This is a genomic window from Streptomyces sp. NPDC055099, from assembly GCF_053607685.1.
In genome coordinates, this window is record NZ_JBSGUA010000006.1 from 50,628 (window position 1) to 72,804 (window position 22,177).

22 protein-coding genes are annotated in these 22,177 nt (G+C 71.9%); 11 read left to right on the forward strand and 11 right to left on the reverse strand.

Features of this window, described 5'->3' with window-relative positions:
• Positions 1 to 58: 58 nt before the first annotated feature.
• The gene (locus ACWFRU_RS17090) at positions 59 to 763 is read right to left on the reverse strand and encodes a TVP38/TMEM64 family protein (protein WP_453687706.1); all 705 of its coding nucleotides are present in this window, start codon (positions 761 to 763) and stop codon (positions 59 to 61) included.
• Between the two features lie 77 nt (positions 764 to 840).
• Between ACWFRU_RS17090 and ACWFRU_RS17095 the strand changes: the two genes are divergently transcribed.
• The 3 genes from ACWFRU_RS17095 (at position 841) to ACWFRU_RS17105 (ending at position 4,010) form a co-directional block, all read left to right on the forward strand.
• Positions 841 to 1,539 carry a DNA alkylation repair protein gene (locus ACWFRU_RS17095; protein ID WP_453687708.1) on the forward strand — a complete coding sequence of 233 codons (699 nt, stop codon included), beginning with the start codon at positions 841 to 843 and terminating at the stop codon, positions 1,537 to 1,539.
• 342 nt (positions 1,540 to 1,881) lie between these two features.
• Positions 1,882 to 3,051 carry an elongation factor Tu gene (gene tuf / locus ACWFRU_RS17100; protein WP_453687709.1) on the forward strand — a complete coding sequence of 390 codons (1,170 nt, stop codon included), beginning with the start codon at positions 1,882 to 1,884 and terminating at the stop codon, positions 3,049 to 3,051.
• A gap of 125 nt (positions 3,052 to 3,176) precedes the next feature.
• Positions 3,177 to 4,010 carry a spermidine synthase gene (locus ACWFRU_RS17105; protein ID WP_453688292.1) on the forward strand — a complete coding sequence of 278 codons (834 nt, stop codon included), beginning with the start codon at positions 3,177 to 3,179 and terminating at the stop codon, positions 4,008 to 4,010.
• Positions 4,011 to 4,350: 340 nt separating this feature from the next.
• On the opposite strand, the gene ACWFRU_RS17110 is transcribed toward ACWFRU_RS17105, so the two are convergent.
• The 4 genes from ACWFRU_RS17110 to ACWFRU_RS17125 form a co-directional block, all read right to left on the reverse strand.
• Positions 4,351 to 5,682, reverse strand: coding sequence for an MFS transporter (locus ACWFRU_RS17110; RefSeq protein ID WP_453688294.1), 1,332 nt, complete (start codon positions 5,680 to 5,682; stop codon positions 4,351 to 4,353).
• Positions 5,683 to 5,759: 77 nt separating this feature from the next.
• Positions 5,760 to 6,800 carry a hypothetical protein gene (locus ACWFRU_RS17115; protein ID WP_453687711.1) on the reverse strand — a complete coding sequence of 347 codons (1,041 nt, stop codon included), beginning with the start codon at positions 6,798 to 6,800 and terminating at the stop codon, positions 5,760 to 5,762.
• A 99-nt stretch (positions 6,801 to 6,899) separates the two neighbouring features.
• Positions 6,900 to 7,946 carry a hypothetical protein gene (locus ACWFRU_RS17120; protein WP_453687713.1) on the reverse strand — a complete coding sequence of 349 codons (1,047 nt, stop codon included), beginning with the start codon at positions 7,944 to 7,946 and terminating at the stop codon, positions 6,900 to 6,902.
• A 79-nt stretch (positions 7,947 to 8,025) separates the two neighbouring features.
• Entirely contained in the window at positions 8,026 to 9,015 is a 990-nt protein-coding gene (locus ACWFRU_RS17125) for a hypothetical protein (RefSeq protein ID WP_453687715.1), read from the reverse strand.
• A 97-nt stretch (positions 9,016 to 9,112) separates the two neighbouring features.
• On the opposite strand from ACWFRU_RS17125, the gene ACWFRU_RS17130 reads away from it, so the two are divergent.
• The 3 genes from ACWFRU_RS17130 to ACWFRU_RS17140 all read left to right on the forward strand — a co-directional run bounded on the left by ACWFRU_RS17130 (position 9,113) and on the right by ACWFRU_RS17140 (position 12,178).
• Positions 9,113 to 9,550, forward strand: coding sequence for a DUF4442 domain-containing protein (locus ACWFRU_RS17130; RefSeq protein WP_453688296.1), 438 nt, complete (start codon positions 9,113 to 9,115; stop codon positions 9,548 to 9,550).
• Between the two features lie 206 nt (positions 9,551 to 9,756).
• Complete coding sequence (locus ACWFRU_RS17135; RefSeq protein ID WP_453687717.1) at positions 9,757 to 11,415, forward strand: carboxylesterase/lipase family protein; 1,659 nt, start codon at positions 9,757 to 9,759, stop codon at positions 11,413 to 11,415.
• A gap of 82 nt (positions 11,416 to 11,497) precedes the next feature.
• Positions 11,498 to 12,178 (forward strand): DedA family protein, encoded by a 681-nt coding sequence (locus ACWFRU_RS17140; RefSeq protein WP_453687718.1) that lies wholly within the window; start codon positions 11,498 to 11,500, stop codon positions 12,176 to 12,178.
• 3 nt (positions 12,179 to 12,181) lie between these two features.
• Here ACWFRU_RS17140 and ACWFRU_RS17145 read toward each other — a convergent pair whose 3' ends face one another.
• Entirely contained in the window at positions 12,182 to 12,712 is a 531-nt protein-coding gene (locus ACWFRU_RS17145) for a gamma carbonic anhydrase family protein (RefSeq protein WP_453687719.1), read from the reverse strand.
• A gap of 133 nt (positions 12,713 to 12,845) precedes the next feature.
• Here ACWFRU_RS17145 and ACWFRU_RS17150 point away from each other — a divergent pair, with 133 nt between their 5' ends.
• Positions 12,846 to 13,583, forward strand: coding sequence for an acyltransferase (locus ACWFRU_RS17150; RefSeq protein WP_453687721.1), 738 nt, complete (start codon positions 12,846 to 12,848; stop codon positions 13,581 to 13,583).
• Between the two features lie 71 nt (positions 13,584 to 13,654).
• Here the strand turns inward: ACWFRU_RS17150 and ACWFRU_RS17155 are convergent, their stop codons facing one another.
• On the reverse strand, positions 13,655 to 14,518 hold the full coding sequence (locus ACWFRU_RS17155; protein WP_453687723.1) for an EamA family transporter: 864 nt from the start codon (positions 14,516 to 14,518) through the stop codon (positions 13,655 to 13,657).
• A gap of 94 nt (positions 14,519 to 14,612) precedes the next feature.
• Here ACWFRU_RS17155 and ACWFRU_RS17160 point away from each other — a divergent pair, with 94 nt between their 5' ends.
• Together ACWFRU_RS17160 and ACWFRU_RS17165 are read left to right on the forward strand one after the other, a co-directional pair.
• Complete coding sequence (locus tag ACWFRU_RS17160) at positions 14,613 to 15,197, forward strand: XRE family transcriptional regulator (protein WP_453687725.1); 585 nt, start codon at positions 14,613 to 14,615, stop codon at positions 15,195 to 15,197.
• A gap of 43 nt (positions 15,198 to 15,240) precedes the next feature.
• Positions 15,241 to 15,798, forward strand: coding sequence for a YbaK/EbsC family protein (locus ACWFRU_RS17165; protein ID WP_453687726.1), 558 nt, complete (start codon positions 15,241 to 15,243; stop codon positions 15,796 to 15,798).
• A gap of 50 nt (positions 15,799 to 15,848) precedes the next feature.
• Here the strand turns inward: ACWFRU_RS17165 and ACWFRU_RS17170 are convergent, their stop codons facing one another.
• From ACWFRU_RS17170 to ACWFRU_RS17180, 3 genes are all read right to left on the reverse strand, one after another.
• Entirely contained in the window at positions 15,849 to 17,066 is a 1,218-nt protein-coding gene (locus ACWFRU_RS17170; protein WP_453687728.1) for a CaiB/BaiF CoA transferase family protein, read from the reverse strand.
• 71 nt (positions 17,067 to 17,137) lie between these two features.
• Complete coding sequence (locus tag ACWFRU_RS17175) at positions 17,138 to 18,751, reverse strand: sensor histidine kinase (protein WP_453687730.1); 1,614 nt, start codon at positions 18,749 to 18,751, stop codon at positions 17,138 to 17,140.
• A 38-nt stretch (positions 18,752 to 18,789) separates the two neighbouring features.
• A complete protein-coding gene (locus ACWFRU_RS17180) occupies positions 18,790 to 19,446 on the reverse strand; it encodes a response regulator (protein WP_453687731.1) in 657 nt (218 codons plus the stop codon).
• Between the two features lie 200 nt (positions 19,447 to 19,646).
• Here ACWFRU_RS17180 and ACWFRU_RS17185 point away from each other — a divergent pair, with 200 nt between their 5' ends.
• Positions 19,647 to 20,414, forward strand: a complete 768-nt coding sequence (locus ACWFRU_RS17185) for a GNAT family N-acetyltransferase (RefSeq protein ID WP_453687733.1) — start codon at positions 19,647 to 19,649, stop codon at positions 20,412 to 20,414.
• Positions 20,411 to 21,202 (forward strand): lysophospholipid acyltransferase family protein, encoded by a 792-nt coding sequence (locus ACWFRU_RS17190; RefSeq protein WP_453687735.1) that lies wholly within the window; start codon positions 20,411 to 20,413, stop codon positions 21,200 to 21,202. Before ACWFRU_RS17185 ends, ACWFRU_RS17190 begins: the two co-directional genes overlap by 4 nt.
• Here ACWFRU_RS17190 and ACWFRU_RS17195 read toward each other — a convergent pair.
• A complete protein-coding gene (locus tag ACWFRU_RS17195; RefSeq protein ID WP_453687737.1) occupies positions 21,168 to 22,166 on the reverse strand; it encodes an erythromycin esterase family protein in 999 nt (332 codons plus the stop codon). The genes ACWFRU_RS17190 and ACWFRU_RS17195 overlap by 35 nt on opposite strands.
• Positions 22,167 to 22,177: the final 11 nt, after the last annotated feature.

Consider the following 22,177-nt stretch of genomic DNA (forward strand, 5'->3'; position numbering starts at 1 on the left):
CACTTGGTTACGAGACCGCCGGAGGGCCGCCGTCCGGCGCTCGCCGCCTGTCGGCGGCCTACCGGTTTCGCAGGTGGTGGCGCTTGCACCACGCCACCACCGCGCCCGCGAGCCCCGTCACCGCGATGAAGCCCATGGCGACGAGGAACACCGGGGACGTCGGCGTCGACGCGCGGGCGCCCGCGATGACGTACGCGGCGGTGTTCGGGATCGACCCCAGGCCGGTGGCGAGCAGAAACGGCAGCCATCCCATGCGGGACACCGACGCGCAGTAGTTGGCCGCCGCGAACGGCACCCCGGGGAACAGCCGCGCCGCCAGCATCGACCGGAAGCCGTGCCTGCTCAACTGCCCGTCGGCCGCCTTCAGCCAGCGCCCCCGGAGCAGCGGGCGCAGCGCGTCCTGCCCCAGCATCCTGCCGAGCCCGAACGCGATCCCGGAGCCGAGGACCGTGCCCGCGATGGCCGCGGTGAGGCCCAACTGCGACCCGAACAGGGCGCCTGCCGCCAGATTGAGCAGCGGACGCGGCACGAACGCGGTGGTGCACAGGCCGTACGCGACGGCGAAGACCACCACAGCGGCGGCGCCGCCGAGTTGGGCGGGCCAGCCGTCGGACAGGATGCGCTGTGGCTCGAAGAGAAGGACACACGTCCCGGCGGCCGCGAGCAGCGCCACCAGCAGCGACAGCCGCGACCACGGCGAGAACAGCACCCTGGTGCAGCGCTCGGCGAGGCCTTGCGGACGGACGGCGGCTGAGTCGAACATCCGGGGAGACTAACCGACAAATGTGTGTGATCGCCGTATGCGACGTCTCACGGGCGTCACAGTTCTAGGGTGCGTCCATGAGTGTCACCGTCCCTCACAGCGACCTGGCCGACACCGTCATGGCACGGCTCACCGCCGCCTACACGACGCCCGCCGATCCCGAGTGGGCCGCGCGGGCACAGGCGTACATGAAGGACGTCGCCCCCTTCCTGGGCCTGCCCACGCCGATGCGCCGCCGGCTGTCCCGCACGGTGCTCGCCGGGCTCCCGCGCCCCGACGCGACCGACTGCACGGCGATCGCGTTGCGCTGCTGGGCACTTCCGGAGCGCGAGTACGCGTACTTCGCCGTGGACTATCTGCGCCGCCACGTGACACGCCTCCCCTCGGCCTTCCTGCCGGTCGTGCGCCACCTCGTGACGACGGTCCCGTGGTGGGACACGGTCGACGCGCTCGCCGCGCATGTCGTGGGCGGTCTTGTCGCCGCCGACCCGGGGCTCAGGACCGAGATGGACGCCTGGATCGAGGACGAGGACCTGTGGGTGGCCCGCACCGCCCTCCTCCACCAGCTCCGATACAAGGACGCCACCGACACCGAGCGCCTCTTCGCCTACTGCGTACGCCAATCCGGGCACCCCGACTTCTTCGTCCGCAAGGCCATCGGCTGGTGCCTGCGGGAGTACGCCAAGACCGACCCGGACGCCGTACGCGCCTTCGTCGAGCGGGAACGCGGGCGCCTCGCGCCCCTCTCGGTGCGCGAGGCACTGAAGAACCTCTGAAATGCCTTTGCGCACGGCGGACTTCACGGGCCACTCCCGTCACGAGCCCGCCGCGAGCCCGGCGAAAACCATTCGACGTACCCCCGCCCGTCGGCAATGATCTGCGACATGTTCCGGTACGCCTTTCACGCAGACACGTCCGCAGTCGCGGACGTCGCGAAGGCTGCCGTTTTCCTCTGCGCAGCATTTCCCGTCGACGGCGCCCGACGCTGACCCTCCCCGGACACTCCGGCGGACCCCATAGGGGGAGGGTCGGTCCGGCCCCGGGGTCCCCGTCCCGAGCGCGCACGCGACGACGTGCGCCCAGGACTTCAGCTTTCGAGTTCCGGAGAAGGAACCGCCATGTCCAAGACGGCTTACGTCCGCACGAAACCGCACCTCAACATCGGCACGATGGGCCATGTCGACCACGGCAAGACCACCCTGACCGCCGCCATCACCAAGGTCCTCAGCGAGCGCGGCACCGGGACGTTCGTGCCCTTCGACCGCATCGACCGCGCCCCCGAGGAGGCGCAGCGCGGCATCACCATCAACATCGCGCACGTCGAGTACGAGACCGACACCCGGCACTACGCGCACGTGGACATGCCGGGCCACGCCGACTACATCAAGAACATGGTCACCGGGGCCGCGCAGCTCGACGGGGCGATCCTCGTCGTCTCCGCGCTCGACGGGATCATGCCGCAGACCGCCGAGCACGTCCTGCTCGCCCGGCAGGTGGGCGTCGACCACATCGTCGTCGCGCTCAACAAGGCCGACGCGGGTGACGAGGAGCTCATCGACCTCGTGGAGCTGGAGGTGCGCGACCTGCTCTCCGCGCACGGGTACGGGGGCGACTCCGTCCCCGTCGTACGGGTGTCGGGGCTCAAGGCGCTGGAGGGCGACCCGCGGTGGACCGCCTCCATCGAGGCGCTGCTCGACGCGGTGGACACCTATGTGCCCATGCCCGAGCGGTACGTCGACGCGCCCTTTCTCCTCTCGGTGGAGAACGTGCTCACCATCACCGGGCGCGGAACCGTCGTCACCGGAGCCGTGGAGCGCGGCACCGTGCGGATCGGTGACCGGGTGGAGGTGCTCGGCGCGGAGACGGAGACCGTCGTCACCGGTCTTGAGACCTTCGGCAAGCCCATGGAGTCCGCGCAGGCGGGCGACAACGTGGCACTGCTCCTGCGCGGTGTGCCACGCGATGCCGTACGGCGTGGGCATGTCGTCGCGGAGCCGGGCAGCGTCAGTCCGCGCCGCCGCTTCACCGCCCAGGTGTACGTCCTGTCGACCAAGGAGGGTGGCCGGTCGACGCCGATCGCGACCGGCTACCGGCCGCAGTTCTACGTCCGCACCGCGGACGTGGTCGGTGACGTCGACCTCGGCGAGGCCGCCGTCGCCCGGCCCGGCGACACCGTCACCATGACGGTCGAGCTCGGCCGCGACATGCCCTTGGAGACGGGCCTCGGCTTCGCCATCCGCGAGGGCGGGCGCACCGTCGGCGCGGGCACGGTGACCGAGGTCGGCTGACGTCCTGTGCCCGCTTCCCGCGGGGGTCCACCCCCGGGGGAGGCGGGCACAATGGACCGGTGACTGAGGACGAACGCGCGGACGAAAGCGTGGATGAAGGCGCGGATGAAGGTGCGGACGAGGCCATGGCCGTCATCAAGGCCGTCGACCACGGCACCGCCAAGCTGATGCCGGACGTGGACCGGCCGCGCGCCTGGCTGCTCACGGTCGACGGAGCGCCCCAGTCGTACGTCGACCTGGACGCGCCCACCCACCTGGAGTTCGAGTACGCGCAGCGGCTCGCGCACGTCCTGGACACGGCCGACGACCAGGGCCGCCCCCTGGACGTGATCCACCTCGGCGGCGGCGCGCTCACCCTGCCCCGCTATGTCGCCGCGACCCGGCCCGGTTCACGCCAGGACGTGGTGGAGGCGGACCGGGGGCTGCTCGAACTGGTCACCGAGCGGCTGCCGTTGGCCAAGGGTTCCGGGATCACCGTGCACGGCGCGGACGCCCGGCAGTGGCTCGAGGCGGCGGCTCCGGACAGCGCCGACGTACTCGTCGCCGATGTCTTCGGCGGCTCCCGGGTGCCCGCCCATCTGACCTCGGTGGCCTACGCGCGCGCCGCGGACCGGGTCCTGCGCGCGGGCGGTCTCTACGCGGCGAACCTCGCCGACGGGGCGCCGTTCGATTTCCTGCGCTCCCAGCTCGCCACCTTCGCCGAGGTGTTCGGGGAGGTCGCGCTGATCGCCGAGCCGGCCGTGCTGCGCGGCCGCCGCTTCGGCAACGCGGTGCTCGTCGCCTCGCACGAGTCCATCGACATCGAGGCCCTGTCCCGCCGCACGGCGGCCGACATCTTCCCGGCACGTGTCGAGCACGGGACTGCACTACGCCTGTTCACGGGCGACGCGAGCCCGGTGCGGGACGAGGACGCGGTGGCCTCACCTGAGCCACCGGGCGGGGCTTTCAGCATTGGCTGAGGGTTTGGCTGAGGCTGGGCTGCGGGGCTGCCGAGGGTGTGATGGGGGGAAGCCGCGGGAGCGGCTGCCTTGGTGAAGGGGGCGGCCGGTGCGGGATGTGGACGCGGTGGCTTGAGCCGAGGCGCCCGGGCGGGGCTTTCGGTACTGGCTGAGGGTTTGGCTGCGGGCCTGTTGCGGGTGCGGCCGGGGGAGCGGCTGCCTTGACGAAAGGCGCGGTTGCCTTACCCGAGCCGCCCGACGGGGTCTTCAGCATCGGCTGAGGGCATTGCCGGGGGGCCGCCCAGGCGAGCGGCTGGCTTGGCGAAATGGGCGGTCGGTGCGGGACGAGGGCGCGGTTGCCTTAGCCGAGCCGTCCGGCGGCGCTTTCAGCGTCGGCTGAGGGCATTGCCGGAGGGGCGCCCAGGGGTGCAGCCGCCTTGGTGAGGTCCATCGTGATTTCCTTTGATGCCGTCCGGCGCGTCAGATTGCGTACGTCCGGGACGAAGAGCACCAGCGCCGTCACCAGGACCACCAGGGCCGCGCAGCCCCACAGTGACGCGGAGCGCCCGAAGGCGGATTCGGCAGGGCCCGCGAGCGCCGTGGCGAGCGGGACCATCGCGACCGAGCCGAACCAGTCGTACGCGGCGACCCGCGACAGTTTCTCCTCGGGGATCTCCTGATGCATCGCCGTCATCCACGAGACGCCGAACACCTCGATCGCGACGCCGCTGACGAACATCACCGCCGCGAGCCCCCACACCGGCAGCGGCACCGCGAGCGCCGCCGACGGTGCGGCCAGCGGGAAGACGCACAGGGTGCCCGCGAGCAGCAGCCGCCGCGGCCTCCAGCGCATCATCAGGAACGCGCCGCCGACCGTGCCCGCGCCGAACGCGCCGAGCGCGAGACCCCAGGGCCCCGCGCCGCCCAGCTCGTCCTGGGCAACCAGCGGCCCGAAGACCGCCTCGGCCGCGCCGACCACCGCCACCACCACGGAGAACTGCGCGACGATCGCCCACAGCCACGGCCGTCCCGTGAACTCCCGCCAGCCCTCCCGCAGATCGGAGAGCAGCCCGCCGCCGGGCGCGCGCACCGGGATATGACTGACGTCGAGGAGTGAGCGCAGGGCCGCGGCCACCGCGAACGCCGCCGCGTCCACCGCGAGCACCCAGCCGGGCCCGAGCGCGGCGACCATCAGACCGCCGAGCGCCGCGCCGCCGAGGCCCGCGCCCTGCATCGCCATGCGGTACATAGCGAAGGCGCGGCTCGCCTGTTCGCCGCTGACGGTCGACATCAGCATGCCTTCGGCCGCCGGGCCGAAGAAGGCCTGGCCGGTGCCGCCGAGCGCGGTCAGCAGCATCATCGACCAGAGCGGGGGTGTGCCGGAGATGACGAGGACCGCGAAGACGGCCTGCGAGACGCAGTTGAGCGCGTTGGCCGCGACCATCACGTGGTGGCGCGGCAGCCGGTCGGCGACAGCACCGCCGATGAGCAGGAACAACACGAGCGGCAGCGTCCGCGCCGCCGCCACCAGACCCACGTCCCCGCCGTCACCGCCCGCGTCGAGCACCGCGAACGCCGCCGCGATCAGGGCGCCGTGGCTGCCCAGATTGGTCACGATCGCGGCGGCGGTCAGCAGGCTGTAGTTGCGGCCGGCCCAGGAGGGGCGGCGCACGGCGGGGGGAGTGTTCACCAGGGGACTATCCACGCCGGGACGCCGACTTGCCAAACCGTTTCCGCTCGGGGTCAGGAACCCGCGGGCGGCTCAGCGGCTCAGGACTCCTCGGGGTCGCCGTGCAGCCGTACCGTGCTCAGGATCTTCTTCACGGTGGCGTCGGGAATCTCGTCCTTCACGCCCTTGGCGCCGTACAGCGACCAGGCGACGTACTCACCGTCGCCGTTCTTGAAGGAGAACGTCGTGGCCTTGCCGTCCGAGTCGCACTTGTCCTGCTTGACGACGCCCGACGTCGTGGAGGTGGCCACGCTGCCCTTGACGCCGGACGTGGTGGTGTACGACTCCACCTTGCCGACCTTGATCTTCTTCTTGTCGGCCTTCTTCTGGCCCGTGTACCCGGCGAAGACCCACCACGCGGAGTCGTTGCGCGCGACGTCCTTGGTGTTCTTGGCGCCGTTCTGGCCCTTGGTGCCGACCGCGCCGAGGGCGACGTCGTCCTTGGTGCCGTCCTTGTCGTCGTCGGAGGAGCACCACTTCGACTTGTAGTGCGCGGGCGCGGACATGCCGATGAGCGCGCTGCCGTCGCCCTTCTCCCGGTCCTCGAAGCCGATGAAGGTGCCGGGGGTGTCGACCTCCCAGTCCGCGGGGACGTCGAAGGCCGTGCCCCACTTGGGATTCACGACGACCTGCCAGCCCTTGACCGTCGGCTTCGGGCCATTGTCCGTGCCGCGCTCGGAGCCGCCCTCCGACTCACTGGGGCTCGGCTTCGGCGAGGCCGACTTGGCCGGCGACTTCTTGTCCGGCTTGCCGTCCGCCTCGTCGTCCTTGTCGCCGCCGAGGACCAGGAAGCCCGTGACACCCGCGGCCACCAGGACGGCGAGCGCCGCGACGATCGCGGTGATCTTCGTCTTGTTTCCGTCCCCGCCCTGACCGCCGCCCGGCTGGGACGGCATCGGCGGTGGCGTGGGCGCCGCCCACTGCGGCTGCTCGGGCTGCGAGAAGGAGCCGGAGTGCGGCTGCTGCTGGTACCCGGGCTGCTGGTACGGATTCGGCTGCTGGTACCCCGGCTGCTGGTACGGATTGGGATTCTGGTTCTGCGGGTTCTGCTCGCCCCCGGGCGGCTGCTGTCCTGGCCACATGGGCAGTAACCATAGAGGGGCTTGTGGCCTGATGTCATCGCTGCCCCCGCGGGGCGGTCGGCACATCGGGTCACAAGCCCCACCGGCGCATGAAACGGCTCAGGACTCCGTCGGGTCTCCGTGCAGACGCACCGTACTGAGGATCTTCATGATCGTCGCCTCGGGGATCTCTTCCTTGACGCCCTTGGCGCCGTAGAGACTCCAGGCGACGTACCCACCCTCGGAGTTCTTGAAGCCGAACGTGATCGCCTTGCCGTCCGAGTCGCACTTGCCCTTCTGGGGCGTGTTCGTGGAAGAGGCCCGCGCGATGCTGCCCTTGATCCCCGACTGCGTGGTGTAGGGCTTCGCCTTCTTGTCGACGGTGAGGCTCTTCTTGTCCGGCTGCGTGTACCCGCCGAAGACCCACCACGGCACCTGGTTGACGGCGACCTCGTCGGTGCTCTTCGCGCCGTTCGCACCCTTGGTGCCGACCGCGCCCAGGGCGGTGTCGTCCTTCGTGCCGTCCTTGTCGTCGTCGGCGGAGCACCACTTGGACTTGTAGTACGCGGGCGCCGACATGGTGATGAGCGGCTTCGCCCCGGGTTCCTTGCTCGCGTCCTCGAAGCCGATGAGCGTGTCGGGGGTCTGCACCTCCCAGTCCGCCGGGACGTCGAAGGCGGTGCCCCACTTGGGGTTCACCACGACCTGCCAGCCCTTGACGACCGGCTTGGGGCCCTTGTCCGTGCCGCGTTCGTCCTCGCCGCCGCCGGTCGCCGGGTCCGCGCCGGGCTTCTTCGCGCCGGACGTGGCGGGCGACTTGGACGGTTTCGCGTCCGCCTCGTCGTCCTTGTCGCCGCCGAGCACCAGGAATCCGGTGACGCCCGCGGCCACCACGACCGCCGTCGCCGCGATGACGGCCACCAGCTTGGTCTTGTTGCCGTTGCCGCCGCCCCCGTCACCGCCGGGCTGTTGCGTCACGCCCATCGGCGCGGTCGGCACGCTCCACTGGCCCTGCTGTCCCGGCCCCGGCTGCTGGTACGGGTTGGGCTGTTGGTACCCCGGCTGCTGGTACGGATTCGGCTGCTGGTACCCCGGCTGCTGGTACGGATTGGGATTCTGGTCCTGCGGGTTCTGCTCGCCCCCGGGCGGCTGCTGTCCTGGCCACATGGCGGGAAACGATACGGGGTGTTGGAGCGGACACGTCACGGCCGCCCGGGTGGTGAAGCGGCCGTGACGGGCGGGTCGTTCAGGACTTCGGTCGTGACTTGATCTCGCGCACCGTGCCGAGCATCTTCCTGACCGTGGCGTCCGGGACCTGGTCGCTCACGCCCGTCGCGCCATGGAAGGACCACGAGGCGAACGCGCCCTCGGAGTCCTTGAACGCGAACACCGTGGCCGTGCCGTCCGAGTCGCACTTGCCCTTCTTCTCGACGCCCGAGGACGAGGCGGTCACCACGCTGCCCTTGAGGCCCGATTTCGTGGTGTAGGGCTCGGCGGCCCCGACGTCGACCTTCTTCTTGTCGGGCTGGGTGAAGGCGCCGTAGACCCACAGCTCGGCATCCTTGCCGGCGGCTTCCTCGGTGCTCCTGGCGCCGTTGTTGCCCTTGGTGCCCGCCGCCGCGAGGGGCGTGTAGTCCTTGGTGCCGTCCCTGTCCTCGTCAGCCCCGCACCACTTCTCCTTGAGGTACGCGGGAGCGGCGAAGGCGACGATGGGCTTGTCCTCCGGATCGTCCGCCTCCGCGACCCATCCGACCCAGTCCGTCGACTTCAGGTCCCACCCCGCGGGCACGTCGAAGGCGATGCCGCGCTTGGGGTTCACGACGGTCTGCCAGCCCGGGATCGTCGGCTCGGGGTTGCCGCCCTTGCCGCGGGAGTCGGAGCCCCCGGACCCCGCCGTACTCGGCGCCGTGGCCGAGGACTTCGTGGGGTCCGGCTGCGCGCGGTCGTCCTTGTCGCCGCCGAGGACGAGGAAGCCGGTGACGCCCGCGGCCACCACGACCGCCGCCGCGGCGACGACGGCGATGACCTTGGTCCTGTTGCCGCCCCCGCCACCCCCTCCGCCCTGCGGCGCCTGGGGTGTGCCACCGGGAACGGTGGGCGCGTTCCACGGAGCCGGCTGCTGGTGTCCCGATTGCTGATATCCGGGCTGGTGGTGTCCCGACTGCTGATATCCGGGCTGGTGGTACGGATTCGGCTGGTTCGGCCCGCCCCCGGGCTGCTGCTCTCCTGGCCACATGCGCAGCAACGATAGGTGAGCGTGATCCACCCCCGGCGGGCTCCCTGGCCAAAGAACGCTACTCGTGGGTAACATCCCGGCCATGAGCACTGACCAGATGTCGATAGGCGAGATGCTCGCCGCCACCGTGCCGATGGCCCGGACGCTGAACCTCGAGTTCCGCGAGACCACGCCCGAGAAGGCCGTCGTCGCCCTGCCCGACCAGGCCGACTACCACAACCACGTCGGCGGGCCGCACGCCGGAGCCATGTTCACGCTGGGGGAGTCCGCCAGCGGCGCCATCGTGCTCGCCGCGTTCGGCGACCAGCTCTCGCGCGCGGTGCCGCTCGCCGTCAGCGCCGACATCGCGTACAAGAAGCTCGCCATGGGGCCGGTGACCGCCACCGCGACCCTCGGCCGCCCGGCCGCCGAGGTCGTCGCCGAACTGGACGCGGGGCAGCGTCCCGAGTTCCCGGTGGCGATCGCGATCCAGCGCGAGGACGGCGCCGTGACCGGCGAGATGACCGTCGTATGGACGCTGCGACCCAATAACTGAGTCGCGTGCGGGCGTTCGCTTCCGTACGTTCTTTGAACACAGCGGCGTCGCGTCGGCCGGGCCACGGGGGTCCCGACCGGAGCGGCGCCGTTCGTCATGACTCCATCGAGCCGTTCTGGCCCGCCTTCTGTTCAACTCATTGACACGAGTCAGCAGTGGTCATAGTTTCCGGCCGCCAGGGTTGACGTCGTCAGAGGAGTCGCCACATGAGACGCACGGGACGCACGGCACGCACGGGACGCAAGCGAACCACCCGAACCATCCTCACGGTCATCGCCGCCGCCGCGGCCCTGCTCACCCCGCACACCGCACAGGCCCAGACCACCCCCGAGGCCCCGGACCGGACCGGCGGCGGCACCCTCGTCCGCACGGACGCGGGGTGGCTGCGCGGAGAAGCAACCGCCGAGGGACGGCAGTTCCTCGGCATCCCGTACGCCCGGCAGCCCGTCGGCGACCTCCGGTGGAAGGAGCCGCGTCCCGCCAAGTCCTGGCAGGGCGTGCGCGAGGCGACCTCCTTCGGCAACCGCTGCGTACAGAGCGCGAGTTGGGACCCCGGATACGAGAACCCCAGCCACACGGAGGACTGCCTCGACCTCAACGTCTACGCACCCAAGGGGCAGCACAAGCCCCGGCCCGTCATGGTCTGGCTGCACGGCGGCGGGCTCACCGCCGGCGCGGGCGAGGACATCGTGCCCGACACCTTCGCCCGGCGTACCGGCACGGTGGTGGTGACCGTCAACTACCGCCTGGGCGCGATGGGTTTCCTCGCGGGCAAGGACCTCGACTCGGAGGCGTCCGACCAGGTCTCGGGCAACTACGGCCTGCTCGACCAGCAGGCCGCGCTGCGCTGGGTGCGCGCCAACATCGGCTCGTTCGGCGGTGACCGGCAGCGCGTCACCATCGCCGGCGAGTCCGCGGGCGGCCGCTCCGTCTGCACGCAGCTCGCCTCGCCCACCGCCAGGGGCCTCTTCCGCGCGGGCATCGTGCAGAGCGGCGCCTACGGGGACTGCGCCGCCCGCGAGCGCGACGAGGCCCGCACGCAGGGCGCGGCGTTCGCGAAGAAGGCGGGCTGCCCCGACCCGGCGACCGCCCTCGCGTGTCTGCGCGCCAAGCCCGCCGAGGAGATCCTCGCGGCGCAGGGCGGGTTCGACTGGGGCCCGGTGGCCGGCGGTGACTTCCTGCCGGTCCAGCCTATGGAGGCGTACGGGAACGGAAGCGCCTCGCGCGTACCGGTCCTGAACGGCGCGAACAGCGACGAGGGGCGCCTCTTCGCCTACGGCCAGTTCGACGGCCAGGGCAAGCCGCTCACCGCGGAGCAGTATCCGGGCGCGCTCACCCGGACGTACGGCGCGGAGCTGGGCGCCAAGGTCCTCGAGCGCTATCCGCTCGCGGAGCACGCCTCGCCGACCCACGCGTACGCGGCCGCCCAAGGCGACCAGATGTTCGCGTGCCCGGCACTGCGCATGGACAGGTCGCTCGCGGGCCGGGGCCCGGTCTACGCCTATGAGTTCGCCGACCGCACCTCGCCGCCCTTCGCCTCGATCCGGGAGGCGGGCAAGACGTTCGACTTCGGGGCGACCCACGTCAACGAAGTGCAGTACCTCTTCAAGCACTTCGGGCTCGCCTCGCCGCTCGACGCGGAGCAGCGGGTTCTCGCCCGGCAGATGGTCCAGTACTGGGGCTCGTTCCTCCACGGCGGCGTGCCGCGCGCCGACGGCCAGCCCGCCGCCCCCGACCAGCGGACGCGGCCGGGCCAGGTGCTCTCGCTGCGCACCGCCTCCGCGGGCGGCAACGAGCTGAGCACCTCCGTGGCCCGTGAGCACAGGTGTGACCTCTGGGACGCCGCCCCGGCCGACGCCGGGTGAGCGGGTAGGCTGCCCGGCGTGCGCGATCTTGGGGGGAGCGCGCACGCCGGGTACACGCACATCAGCACAGGAGGAACCGGCGTTGCACGTCCAGGAATGGCTGGAGACCGTACCGGCCGTCAGTATCTACGCGCTGGTGGGCGTGGTCATCGGTCTGGAGAGCCTGGGCATTCCGCTGCCGGGTGAGATCGTCCTCGTCTCCGCCGCGCTGCTCTCCTCGCAGCACGGCGAGCTGAACCCCGTGATCCTGGGGATCTGCGCCACCGCGGGTGCCATCATCGGCGACTCCACCGGGTACGCGATCGGACGCAAGGGCGGCCGGCCACTCCTTGCCTGGCTCGAACGCAAATTCCCCAAACACTTCAGTGCCGCGAACGTCGGCAGCGCCGAGCAGTCCTTCCAGAAGTGGGGCATGTGGGCGGTCTTCTTCGGCCGCTTCGTCGCCCTGCTGCGGATCTTCGCGGGCCCTCTGGCCGGCGTCCTTCGCATGCCGTACTGGAAGTTCCTGATCGCCAACGTCCTGGGCGGCATCGTCTGGGCGGGCGGCACCACCGCCGTCATCTACTACATCGGCGTCGTCGCCGAGGACTGGCTCAAGCGGTTCTCGTACTTCGGCCTGGCCATCGCCGTCCTGATCGGCGTCGGCTCCATGCTGCTGGTCAAGCGCCGCGCCAAGAAGTCGGCGCAGGCGCGCTCGGCCGTGGAGGCCGACAGCGGTGCGAAGGCGGCGGCCGAGCCGGTCCCCGTTCCGGCCGCCGACTGAACCTCACCCGGCGTGGGCGTCCCGGTGGGCCTTGGCCAGCTCGACGTACATCGTGCCGTTGAGGGTGACGCCCGCGCGCTCCTCGTCGGTGAGCGGGCGGCGCACCTTGGCGGGAACGCCCGCGACCAGTGAGCCGGGCGGCACGACCATCCCCTGCGGGACGAGGGCCTGCGCCGCGACCAGTGAACCGGCGCCGATCACCGCGCCGTTGAGGACCGTCGCCCCCATGCCGATGAGGCAGTCGTCCTCGACGGTGCAGCCGTGCAGGACGGCGTTGTGGCCGACCGAGACCCGCTCGCCGATCGTCATGGGGAAGCCCAGGTCGACGTGGAGGCTGCAGTTGTCCTGGATGTTGCTGTCGGCGCCTACGACGATGGGCCCGCCGTCCGCGCGCAGCACCGCCCCGTACCAGGCGCTCGCACCGGCGTGCAGCGTCACCTCGCCGATGATGACCGAGGTGGGCGCGGTGAAGGCGTCCTGGTCGATCTGCGGGTGCTTGCCGCCGAACCCGGTGATGAGTGCCTCGTGGCTCATCGGAACTCTCCATTCGTACGTGTCTCGCGCCTGGCGGAACCGTACGGGACGGGGTGGGGTCCGCCGCCCCGTGGGGTGAAGATCACAGGGGTCCGGGCTCACTCAGCCCCGCGTGGCTGAGTAACGTGAGCGCGTGCCGAAGAACAGGAACACGTTCTCATCCGCGGTCGCCGACTGGCGGCGCCGCGCGACCCAGCGCGCCGTCCACGCGGGCTGGGCCTGGGTGCAGCGGACGGGCGCCGTCACCGCGCAGCGGCCGGGCAGGCTGCGGTTCGGCGCGATCGGCCACGGCACGAAGCTGTCCTTCCCGCAGGGGACCGTCTTCGGTGAGCCGTGGATCCGCATCGGTGACCACTGCATCATCGGCGAGCAGGTCACCCTCACCGCCGGGATGATGCCCGACCTGGACCTCGGCCCCGACCCGATCCTGCGCATCGGCAACGGCGTCGTGCTCGGCCGCGGCAGCCACGTCATCGCCGACACCACGGTGACGATCGGCGACGACTGCTACTTCGGGCCCACGGTGTACGTGACGTCCACGAACCACTCGTACGACGATCCGCACACGCCCATCGGCAAGCAGTGGCCGCGCATGGAGCCGGTCGAGATCGGGCCCGGCTGCTGGATCGGCACGAACGCGGTGATCCTGCCGGGCGCCAGGATCGGCCGGAATGTCGTGGTGGCCGCGGGGGCGGTTGTCCGGGGCGATGTCCCTGACCACGCGGTGGTCGCGGGAGCGCCGGCCCGCGTGGTGCGGACCTGGGACCCCGAAGCGGGGTGGCAGCCGCCGCTGCGTACGCCTGCGCCTGTGCCGATTCCTGACGGGGTCACGCCGGAGCAGCTGCTTGCGCTGGGGGATTTGGAGGGATAGTCGGGGCCTTGTCGTCTGCGGGCGCGTCGTGGCTGTTCGCGCAGTTCCCCGCGCCCCTAAAGCGGCCCGTTTCAGCTCGCCAGGAGCACCGTGCCCACCAGAGCGAGGCCCGCGCCCGCCGCCTGCACCCCGCGCAGCCGTTCCTTGAGCACCAGGCGCGCGGCGAGTGCGGTGACCACCGGGTAGACGGAGGCGAGCACGGCGGCCACGGTGACCGGGCCGTTCTGGGCGGCCACCGAGTACGTGCCGTTGGCCGCGACGTCCGCGAGGCCGACGAAGGCCAGCGCCGGGACCGCTACCCAGACGACGCGCATTCCGCTGCCCTCGGGGAGCGCCCTGCCGCCCCGCTTCACCGAGACGAACAAGGCCGCGCCGCCGGTGGCCACGTTCGTCACGCGCTGCACGAACAGGGCGAGGAACAGACCCGTGAGGTTGCTCGACGCCTCGGAGATGAGCGCCATCACCCCGCCGAACCCGAAGGCCGCGACCAGCGTGAGCAGGACCGCTTGGCGCTGTACGGGGGCGCCGCGCAGCTCGGGCCCGCCCGCGAGGACGATGCCGACCACGGCGACGGCGATCCCGGCGAACTGCGGGACTCCCGGCCGCTCGCCGAGGAGGAGCCCGACGCCCACCGGTACGACGACGCCCAGCGAGCCGAGCGGCGAGACGACGCCCATCGGGCCGAGCGCCAGCGCCTTGTAGAAGGCGAGCATCGCGGCGGGGCCGACGAGCCCCGCGCCGACCGCGAACCACAGCTGCGGCCCCCACTCCGTCCAGCCACCCGTGGCGACCACGATCGCCCCGAGGACGACCACCGCGATGGCCTGCGAGACGACGACCACCGTGAGCGCGGGGAGGCGCCGGGTCAGCAGCCCGCCGCCGAAGTCGGCCAGGCCCCACAGGAGGCTGGTGGCCAGGGCGAACAGTGCCGTCATCGGAAATCCTCGCAGTACAGTGTGGTGAACCTTCAGGTGCACCACACCGTAGTTCACTATTCTAAACTCTGTCATCCAATATATTGGACGGAATGTGTCGGACCTCGATCAGCTCACCCAGTCGCTCGCCCGCAACCTCAAGCGCTGGCGCTCGGAACGGGGCTTCACGCTCGATGCGCTCGCGGCCCGCGCGGGCGTCAGCCGCGGCATGATCATCCAGATCGAGCAGGCCAGGACCAACCCCAGCGTCGGCATCACGGTGAAGCTCGCCGACGCCCTGGGCGTCAGCATCACCACGCTCCTCGACTACGAACAGGGCTCGCACGTACGGCTCGTGCCGCCGGAGCAGGCGGTGCGCATGTGGTCCACGGAGGCGGGCAGCAGCACGACACTCCTGGTCGGGACCGAGGCGCGCGGGCCCTTCGAGCTGTGGGCGTGGAAGCTGATGCCCGGTGACGGCAGCGACTCCGACGCGCACCCGCCGGGGACGATGGAGCTCCTGCACGTGGCCGCGGGCGAACTGACCCTCGTCGTGGACGGCGTGGAGCATCTCGTGCCCGCCGGGTCGGCCGCGTCCTTCGAGGCGAACGTGGCGCACGGCTATCACAACAAGGGTGCCGAGCCGGTCGAGATGACCATGTCGGTGTCGGTGCCCCCGGCGCACGCCTCGTCGTACTGAACCGCGGGGCCGAGCCGTCGGGGCGGCCTGTTAGCGTGCGGCCATGCGTGCACCCATGGGAGATTTCGACGACGTCCGACCCGCGCCCGAGGCCCTCGACCTCCTTGTCGCACCCGTCGCGGGCGCCGTGCGCGGATGGAGCGGGAGCGTCCCCGCCGAGCAGGTCATCCACGTCGACACCGACCCGCGGTGGGCCGACACCGCCACCTTCGTGGAGCACTACGGCCAGGACATCCTGGAGCAGTCGGCGAACTGCGTCGTCGTCGCGGGCAAGCGCGGCGGCGAGGCCTCGCTCGCCGCGTGCCTGGTCCTCTCCACGACCCGCGTCGACGTGAACGGCGTCGTGCGCCGCCAACTCGGCGCGCGCAAGGCCTCGTTCGCGCCGATGGACACGGCGACCGGCGAGACCGGCATGGAGTACGGCGGCATCACCCCGATCGGCCTGCCCTCAGGCTGGCCGCTGCTCGTGGACGCCGCCGTCGTCGACCTTCCGTACGTCCTGATCGGCAGCGGCAGCCGCCGGGGCAAGCTCATCGTGCCCGGCAAGGCGTTCGCCGAGCTGCCCAACGCGGTGGTGCTCGAAGGGCTCGGCGTCGCCTGACACGGGCCGGGGCCACGTCGCCCCGCGCGGGTGGGGTTACTTGGCCCCGCTCACCCGCAGACCCCCTCCTCGCGCAGCCGCGCGATGTCGTCAGGGCCGCGCCCCAGCTCGCCGAGAATCAGCTCGGTGTGCTCGCCCGCCGCCGGTACCGGGTCCATGCGCGGGGCCACGCCCTTCAGGTCCGCGGGCGGCACCAGCGCCCGCACCGGGGAAGAGCTGCCCGGAATGGCGACCTCGCGCCAGCGGTCGCGCTCGACGAGCGCCGGGTGGTCCAGGAACTCGGCGACCGAATTCACTCCCGCGTTGGCGATGTTGGCACGGTCCAGGAGCTCCATCGCCTCGTCGCTGCCGAGTTGGGCGAACCGCGCGGAGATGATCGCGTCGAGCGCGTCGCGGTGCGCGACCCGGTCGGAGCCGGTGGCGAACCGCGGGTCGTCGGTCAATTCGGGCTGCCCGATGACCTGTTCGCACAGGGCTGCCCACTCGCGCTCGTTCTGCACGGACAGCAGCACGTCCTTGCCGTCGGACGCGGTGAACGGGCCGTAGGGCGCCACCGTCGCGTGCCGTGCGCCGACCCGTGGCGGCTGAGTGCCGCCATACCGCGTGTAGTAGGCGGGCTGGCCCATCCACTCGCCGAGCGCGTCGAAGAGGGAGACCTCGACGGCCCGTGCGCGACCTGTGGTGGCCCGGGTGAAGAGCGAGGTCAGGATGCCGCTGTAGGCGTACATTCCGCCCGCGATGTCCGCGACCGAGATCCCCGCCCGCACCGCCTCTTCGGGCGTGCCGGTCAGCGAGAGCAGCCCGGTCTGGCACTGCACCAGCAGGTCGTACGCCTTCCTCTGGGACCAGGAGCCGCTGGTGCCGTACCCGCTGACCGTGCAGGGGATCAACGAGGGGTAAAGGGCCTGGAGTTCGTCCGCGCCGAGGCCGAGGCGGTCCGCGGCGCCCGGGGCGAGGTTCTGCACGAACACATCGGCGCCCGCGAGGAGTTCATGCAGGATCGCCCTGCCCTCCTCGGACTTGAGGTCCAGGGTGAGGGACTCCTTGGAGCGGTTGAGCCAGACGAAGTAGCTGGCCTGGCCGTGCACCGTGGTGTCGTAACGCCGGGCGAAGTCACCGCCTCCCGGGCGCTCGACCTTGATCACGCGGGCGCCGAGGTCGGCGAGCTGGCGGGTGGCGAAGGGGGCGGCGACGGCCTGCTCCAGGCTGACGACGGTGATGCCCTCCAAGGGGAGGTGACCTGCCGGTTCGTGGTGCGTCGTCGCCATCACTGCCCTACTTCTCTTGTCTTGGGTTCGAGGGTGCTGCCTGAGTCTGTACGGTCACACGGCACGCCGCTTCAGTCGCCCCCGCCCACCACCGACTTGGACACGAGCCGCCCGTCGTCGAAGCAGAGGCGGTAGCCGTCGCCCGACATGAAGCGGGTGCTGTAGTACGCGCAGTCCTGGCCGCGCGGTGTCGCGGGCGCGCCGTCGGGCGGTCCGTCCATGGTGAAGTCCGGAAGGCGGGACTCGACTTCAGCGCGCGGCTGCCCGGTCCGCAGGCCGTCGTACACCTCTCGGTCCAGGACCGAGAAGGCGGAGCTGATCAGGCTGAGGGGGAGCATGAGCAGCAGGATTCCGGCAAGCACCGCGAGCGGGGTCAGGACCGCCTGGGTCAGCCGCCGTCTGATCCGCCGCCTGGCCAGCTCCAGTTCCCTGGCGGAGGTGGTGGGCCGGGGAGTGTCCGCGGTGCGGGGGGCGGCGCCGGCCGCGGGCAGCTCGGCGGTCACCTCGAAGCCGCCGCCGGCCGTGGGGTCCGCGCGGAGCGTGCCGCCCGCCAGGCGCACGCGCTCGTCGAGGCCGACGAGTCCGCTGCCGCCCGACGCCACTCCGGGCAGGCGGCCCGCCGGGGCCGGGTCGTTCACCACCGTCAGGCGCAGCGCGTCGCCGTCCCGCGCGATGCTGACCCGGACCGCGGCGCCGGGCGCGTGCTTGGCCGCGTTCGTCAGGGACTCCTGGAGCACGCGGTGGACGGCGAGGGCGACCATCGGCGGCAGGTCATCGGTGGCCCCCGACCGTTCGAGCGTGACCTCGACCCCGGAGGCCCGCGCGCGCTCGACCACGGCTTCCGGGCTCTCCTCCGACGGCACCCTGGGCGGCGCCTCGTCGTCGGCCCGGAGCACGCCGATGATCTCCCGAAGCCGTTCGGTCGCCGCGCCCGCGGCCTCGCGCAGCTCCGCGACGGCCGCTTGCTGGCGGGCGTCGAGGGTGGGATCGACCTCGAGGACGCCCGCCCGGACGGCGATGAGCGTCAGGTCGTGGCCGAGCGAGTCGTGCATGTCGCCCGCGATCCTGGCCCGTTCGCGGATACGGGTGCGGTCCGCGACTGCCTGCTGCTCGCGTTCCATGCGCTCGGCGAGCCGCCAGCCGGTGGCCGTCAACTCGGCGTACTGACGGCGGTACCGGCCCAGAAGCCAGGGCAGCACCACGCCGGGCAGGAAGGTCAGGAGCATCGTGGGCCAGCCCCACAGATCGCTCGCCACGAACCCGTTCATGACGAGTCCGGCCACGGCGACCGCCCCGAAGAACCACAGCGCCGGACGCGTCACGGCCGTACGGCTGCCGGCGAGGTACCCGAACACGGCGAGCGCCGCCCAGTACACGGGCGTCAGCATCTCCGGGTCCGTCAGCAGACTCAGCGCGACGGGCACGGCCAGCGCGGCGAGCGGCCACCGCCTGCCGAGGGCGACAGCGCCCCCGAGCAGCGGGATTCCCACGGCCGCGACGACGGCGTCACGGCCGCCCGGACCGAGGGCGGCGGAGAACGGCGGCGCGCACACCACGAGCCACAGTGCGATGTCGAAGAGCCGGGGAAGGAACCGGGAGAACCGTGGAGGAAGCCGGGAGGACCGGGGAGGGAGCCGGGAGGACCGGGGAGGGAGCCGGGAGAGCCAGCCGTTTGCGCCGCGCATCCGCCAAGGATCGCCGATCACTCCGGACGCCGGGGCCCTCATTTTTCGCCGACGAGCCCCGCCTCGTACGCCAGGATCGCGGCCTGCACCCGGTTCTTGAAGCCGAGGCGGGCCAGGACCTGACTGACGTACGCCTTCACCGTGCCCTCGACGACGTGCAGTCGCCCGGCGATCTCCGCGTTCGACAGACCGGCCCCGACCAGGGCGAGCACCTCACGCTCGCGTTCCGTCAGCTCCTCGATGCGGGCCCGCGCGGTGGCCTGCTTGCCGAGCGTGCCCGCACCGAGGTGGGAGATGACCCGCCGCGCGATCGACGGGGAGAGATACGCGCCGCCGTCGGCGACAGCCTGGACCCCGGCGATCAGGTCGCGCGGAGCCCCGGACTTGAGAAGGAAACCGGCGGCCCCGGAGCCCAGCGCACTCGCGATGTACTCGTCCTCGGAGAACGTCGTGAGCATCGCCACCACCGTCTCCGGTGCGAGCTTGTGCAGTTCGGCGGCCGCCTGAAGGCCGTCGAACCGCGGCATCCGGATGTCGAGGAGACAGACGTCCGGCCGGTGCCTGAGGGCGAGGTCGACCGCCTCGCGCCCGTCGGCCGCCTCGGCGACGACCTCGATGTCGTCGGCGGTGCCGAGGATCGCCCGTATCCCGGCCCTGATCATCGCCTCGTCGTCGGCGAGCAGCACTCTGATCATGTGCGCACGCTACCCCGGCCGTTGATGACCCGGCGAAAGTGCCGACAGGTGTTTGCGAGCGCCGTTCACCTGATGCTCACGCGTGTCCTGACCATCGGCCTCGCGGCCATCGTGCGCAGTTCAGCCGGGGCCATCACCGTGCTGTACGTGCTGCTCCTCATCCGGCAGACGACCCTCCCCGAACGGAGACCGGATCTGTCATGCCCTCGACATCCGCTACCCCTCTGACGCCCTCCGCTCCCGCCGTCACCCGTGCGTACGTCACCTCCGTCGCCGACTCCGAAGAGCAGATCCGGGCCGCGCAGCGGCTGCGGTACCGCGTCTTCGGCGAGGAGATGGGTGCCACCCTCCACACTTCCCTGCCCGGCCACGACGTGGACCCCTTCGACGACCTCGCGGACCACCTGATCGTCACCGACACCGCCACCGGCGAGGTCGTCGGCACCTACCGTCTGATGCCGCCCGGCCGGGCCGAGACGTCCTACTCCGACAGCGAGTTCGACCTGCGCGCGCTGGAGGGGCTGCGGTCCTCCACGATCGAGGCGGGCCGCTCCTGTGTGCACCCCGACCACCGCTCCGGCGCGGTGATCAACCTGATGTGGTCGGCCCTCGCCCGTTACGTCCTGCTCTCCGGCCACCGCTATCTGGCGGGCTGCGCCTCGGTGCCGCTGTCCGACGGCGGCAGGGCGGCGTCGAGCGCCTGGCTGCTCGGCACGTCCCGGCACGCCTCGCCGCCCGAGCTCCGGGTGCAGCCCCGGCGCCCCTGGGTGCCCACCGCGCCGCCGGTGGAGCGGCCCGCCTACACCGACCTGCCGCCGCTGCTGAGGGGCTACCTCCGCCTGGGGGCGTGGATGTGCGGGGCGCCCACGCACGACCCCGAGTTCGACGTCGCCGACTTCTTCGTCCTCCTGGACATGGACCGGCTCGGCGACCGCTACCGCCGCTACTTCCTGGGGGAGACGCAATGAACCCCGCGGGCACCCCGGCGGCGCTGTGCACCCCGGCCTGCGTGACCCGCTCGGCGCCGGAGGTCCCCCCGGCCGAACTGGCCCGCCGGTACGCGGCGTTGACGTACGAGATCGGCGTCGGCGTGACGCAGGGCGCGCGGCTGGCGGAGCCGGGGGCGCTGCGGGCGCGGGCCCGGGGAATCCTGGGGGCCCTGGGCGTACGCCTCGACGCGGGGCCGGAGCGGCTGACGGTGACCGGTTCCGGGCCCGGCACCCTCATCGTCGCCAACCACATCTCCTGGCTCGACGTCGTCAGCCTGCTCGCCGTGGAGCCGGTGACGGTCCTGGCCAAGCGGGAGGTGGGCCGATGGCCGGTGATCGGCTCCCTCGCGCGGCGGGCCGGGTCCCAGTTCATCGACCGCGACGGAATACGCCAACTTCCCCACGTGGTGGCCGAGTTGGCGTCGACCTTGCGCTCGGGCCGCTCCGTCCTGGTCTTCCCGCAGGCCACCACCTGGTGCTCCGTGGTCGGTGGCCGCTTCCGCCGCGCCACCTTCCAGGCGGCCGCCGACGCGGGCGCGCCCGTACGGCCGGTCACCATCCGCTACTACCGGCACGGCACGCGCAGCACCACGGCGGCCTTCCTCGGCGACGAGTCCTTCGGGGCCTCACTGCACCGCGTGGCCCGTGCCCGCGGCCTGGCCGTACGGGTCACCGCGCACGCCCCGCTGCGCGGGTCCGACCGCCGGGAGCTGGCCGCCGAGGCCCAGGCGGTCATCGGCGGCCATGAGCTGCCCGCTCATGCGTGAGCTGCCCCGAAGGCCGAACCGCATCCCCGAGAGCCCTGGCCGGAGTCACCTCGCGGACATGCGCCACGGCGTCGAACCACTGCGCGAGGGAGCTGCCGGAGAGGTGGTGGTCGGCGTCCTCGCGCGCGTCGTAGGTGGGGCCGACCAGGCGGGTCCTCGCGGGAGCGCCGAGCCAGGCGTCGACGGGCGCGGGGCGCGGGGCCCGCAGGTCGAGGAAGTACGCGGGCAGGTCGACGGCACCGAGCACCGCATCGGCGAAGTCCGCGGGCGGTACGGGATGGCCGGCGCCGTGGTGGAAGGTCAGCGCGACGGAGGCGTACCCCTTGCCGAAGTGCTCGCGCAGGTATCCGCCCGCGTTGCGGTGGGGATGCGGAGCGGGTGAGGACACCGTCCGGGGGGCGCCTACAGCCGTGTGGACGATACCGCCCCAGTAGACGGTCTTCTGACGGGTGCGCTTGTACCACCGGATCACGCTCTCGGCCACGGCCCGCTCGATCCCCGCGAGACCGCCGACGGGCATCGCCGACAGCGACGGCGACGTGGCCAGTCGCACGGGGTCGTGCGGGTTGCGTTCGTTGTGGGCGCGCATCCAGCGCAGTACGTCGAGAATCTCGCCGGTCCGCAGGAAGGAGCGGGCCTCGGAGAGCAGCACCCGCGGATCGCCGGCGCCGGTCAGGACGTACGCGTCGAGGCCGAGCCGTGCCGGATCGTCCCCTTCGAGGACGAGTGAGCGAAAACCCCGCTCCTCGACCAGATGACGCAGCATCCGGTGCTGGACGACGGACAGTTCATGAGTGGCTCGGGACCCCACGCCGAGCGCGACGATCTCGGCCCCCGCCAGCGCATCGCCCAGCGGGCGCAGGTCGTCCGCCGCGGCAGACGGGTCATGGGCGTCGAGGGGGCGGGCGTGCCGGCCCAGCCAGTCGGCCACGGCTTCGGTGGTTGCCTCTGAGGTCGGATTCATGCGGCCAGGCT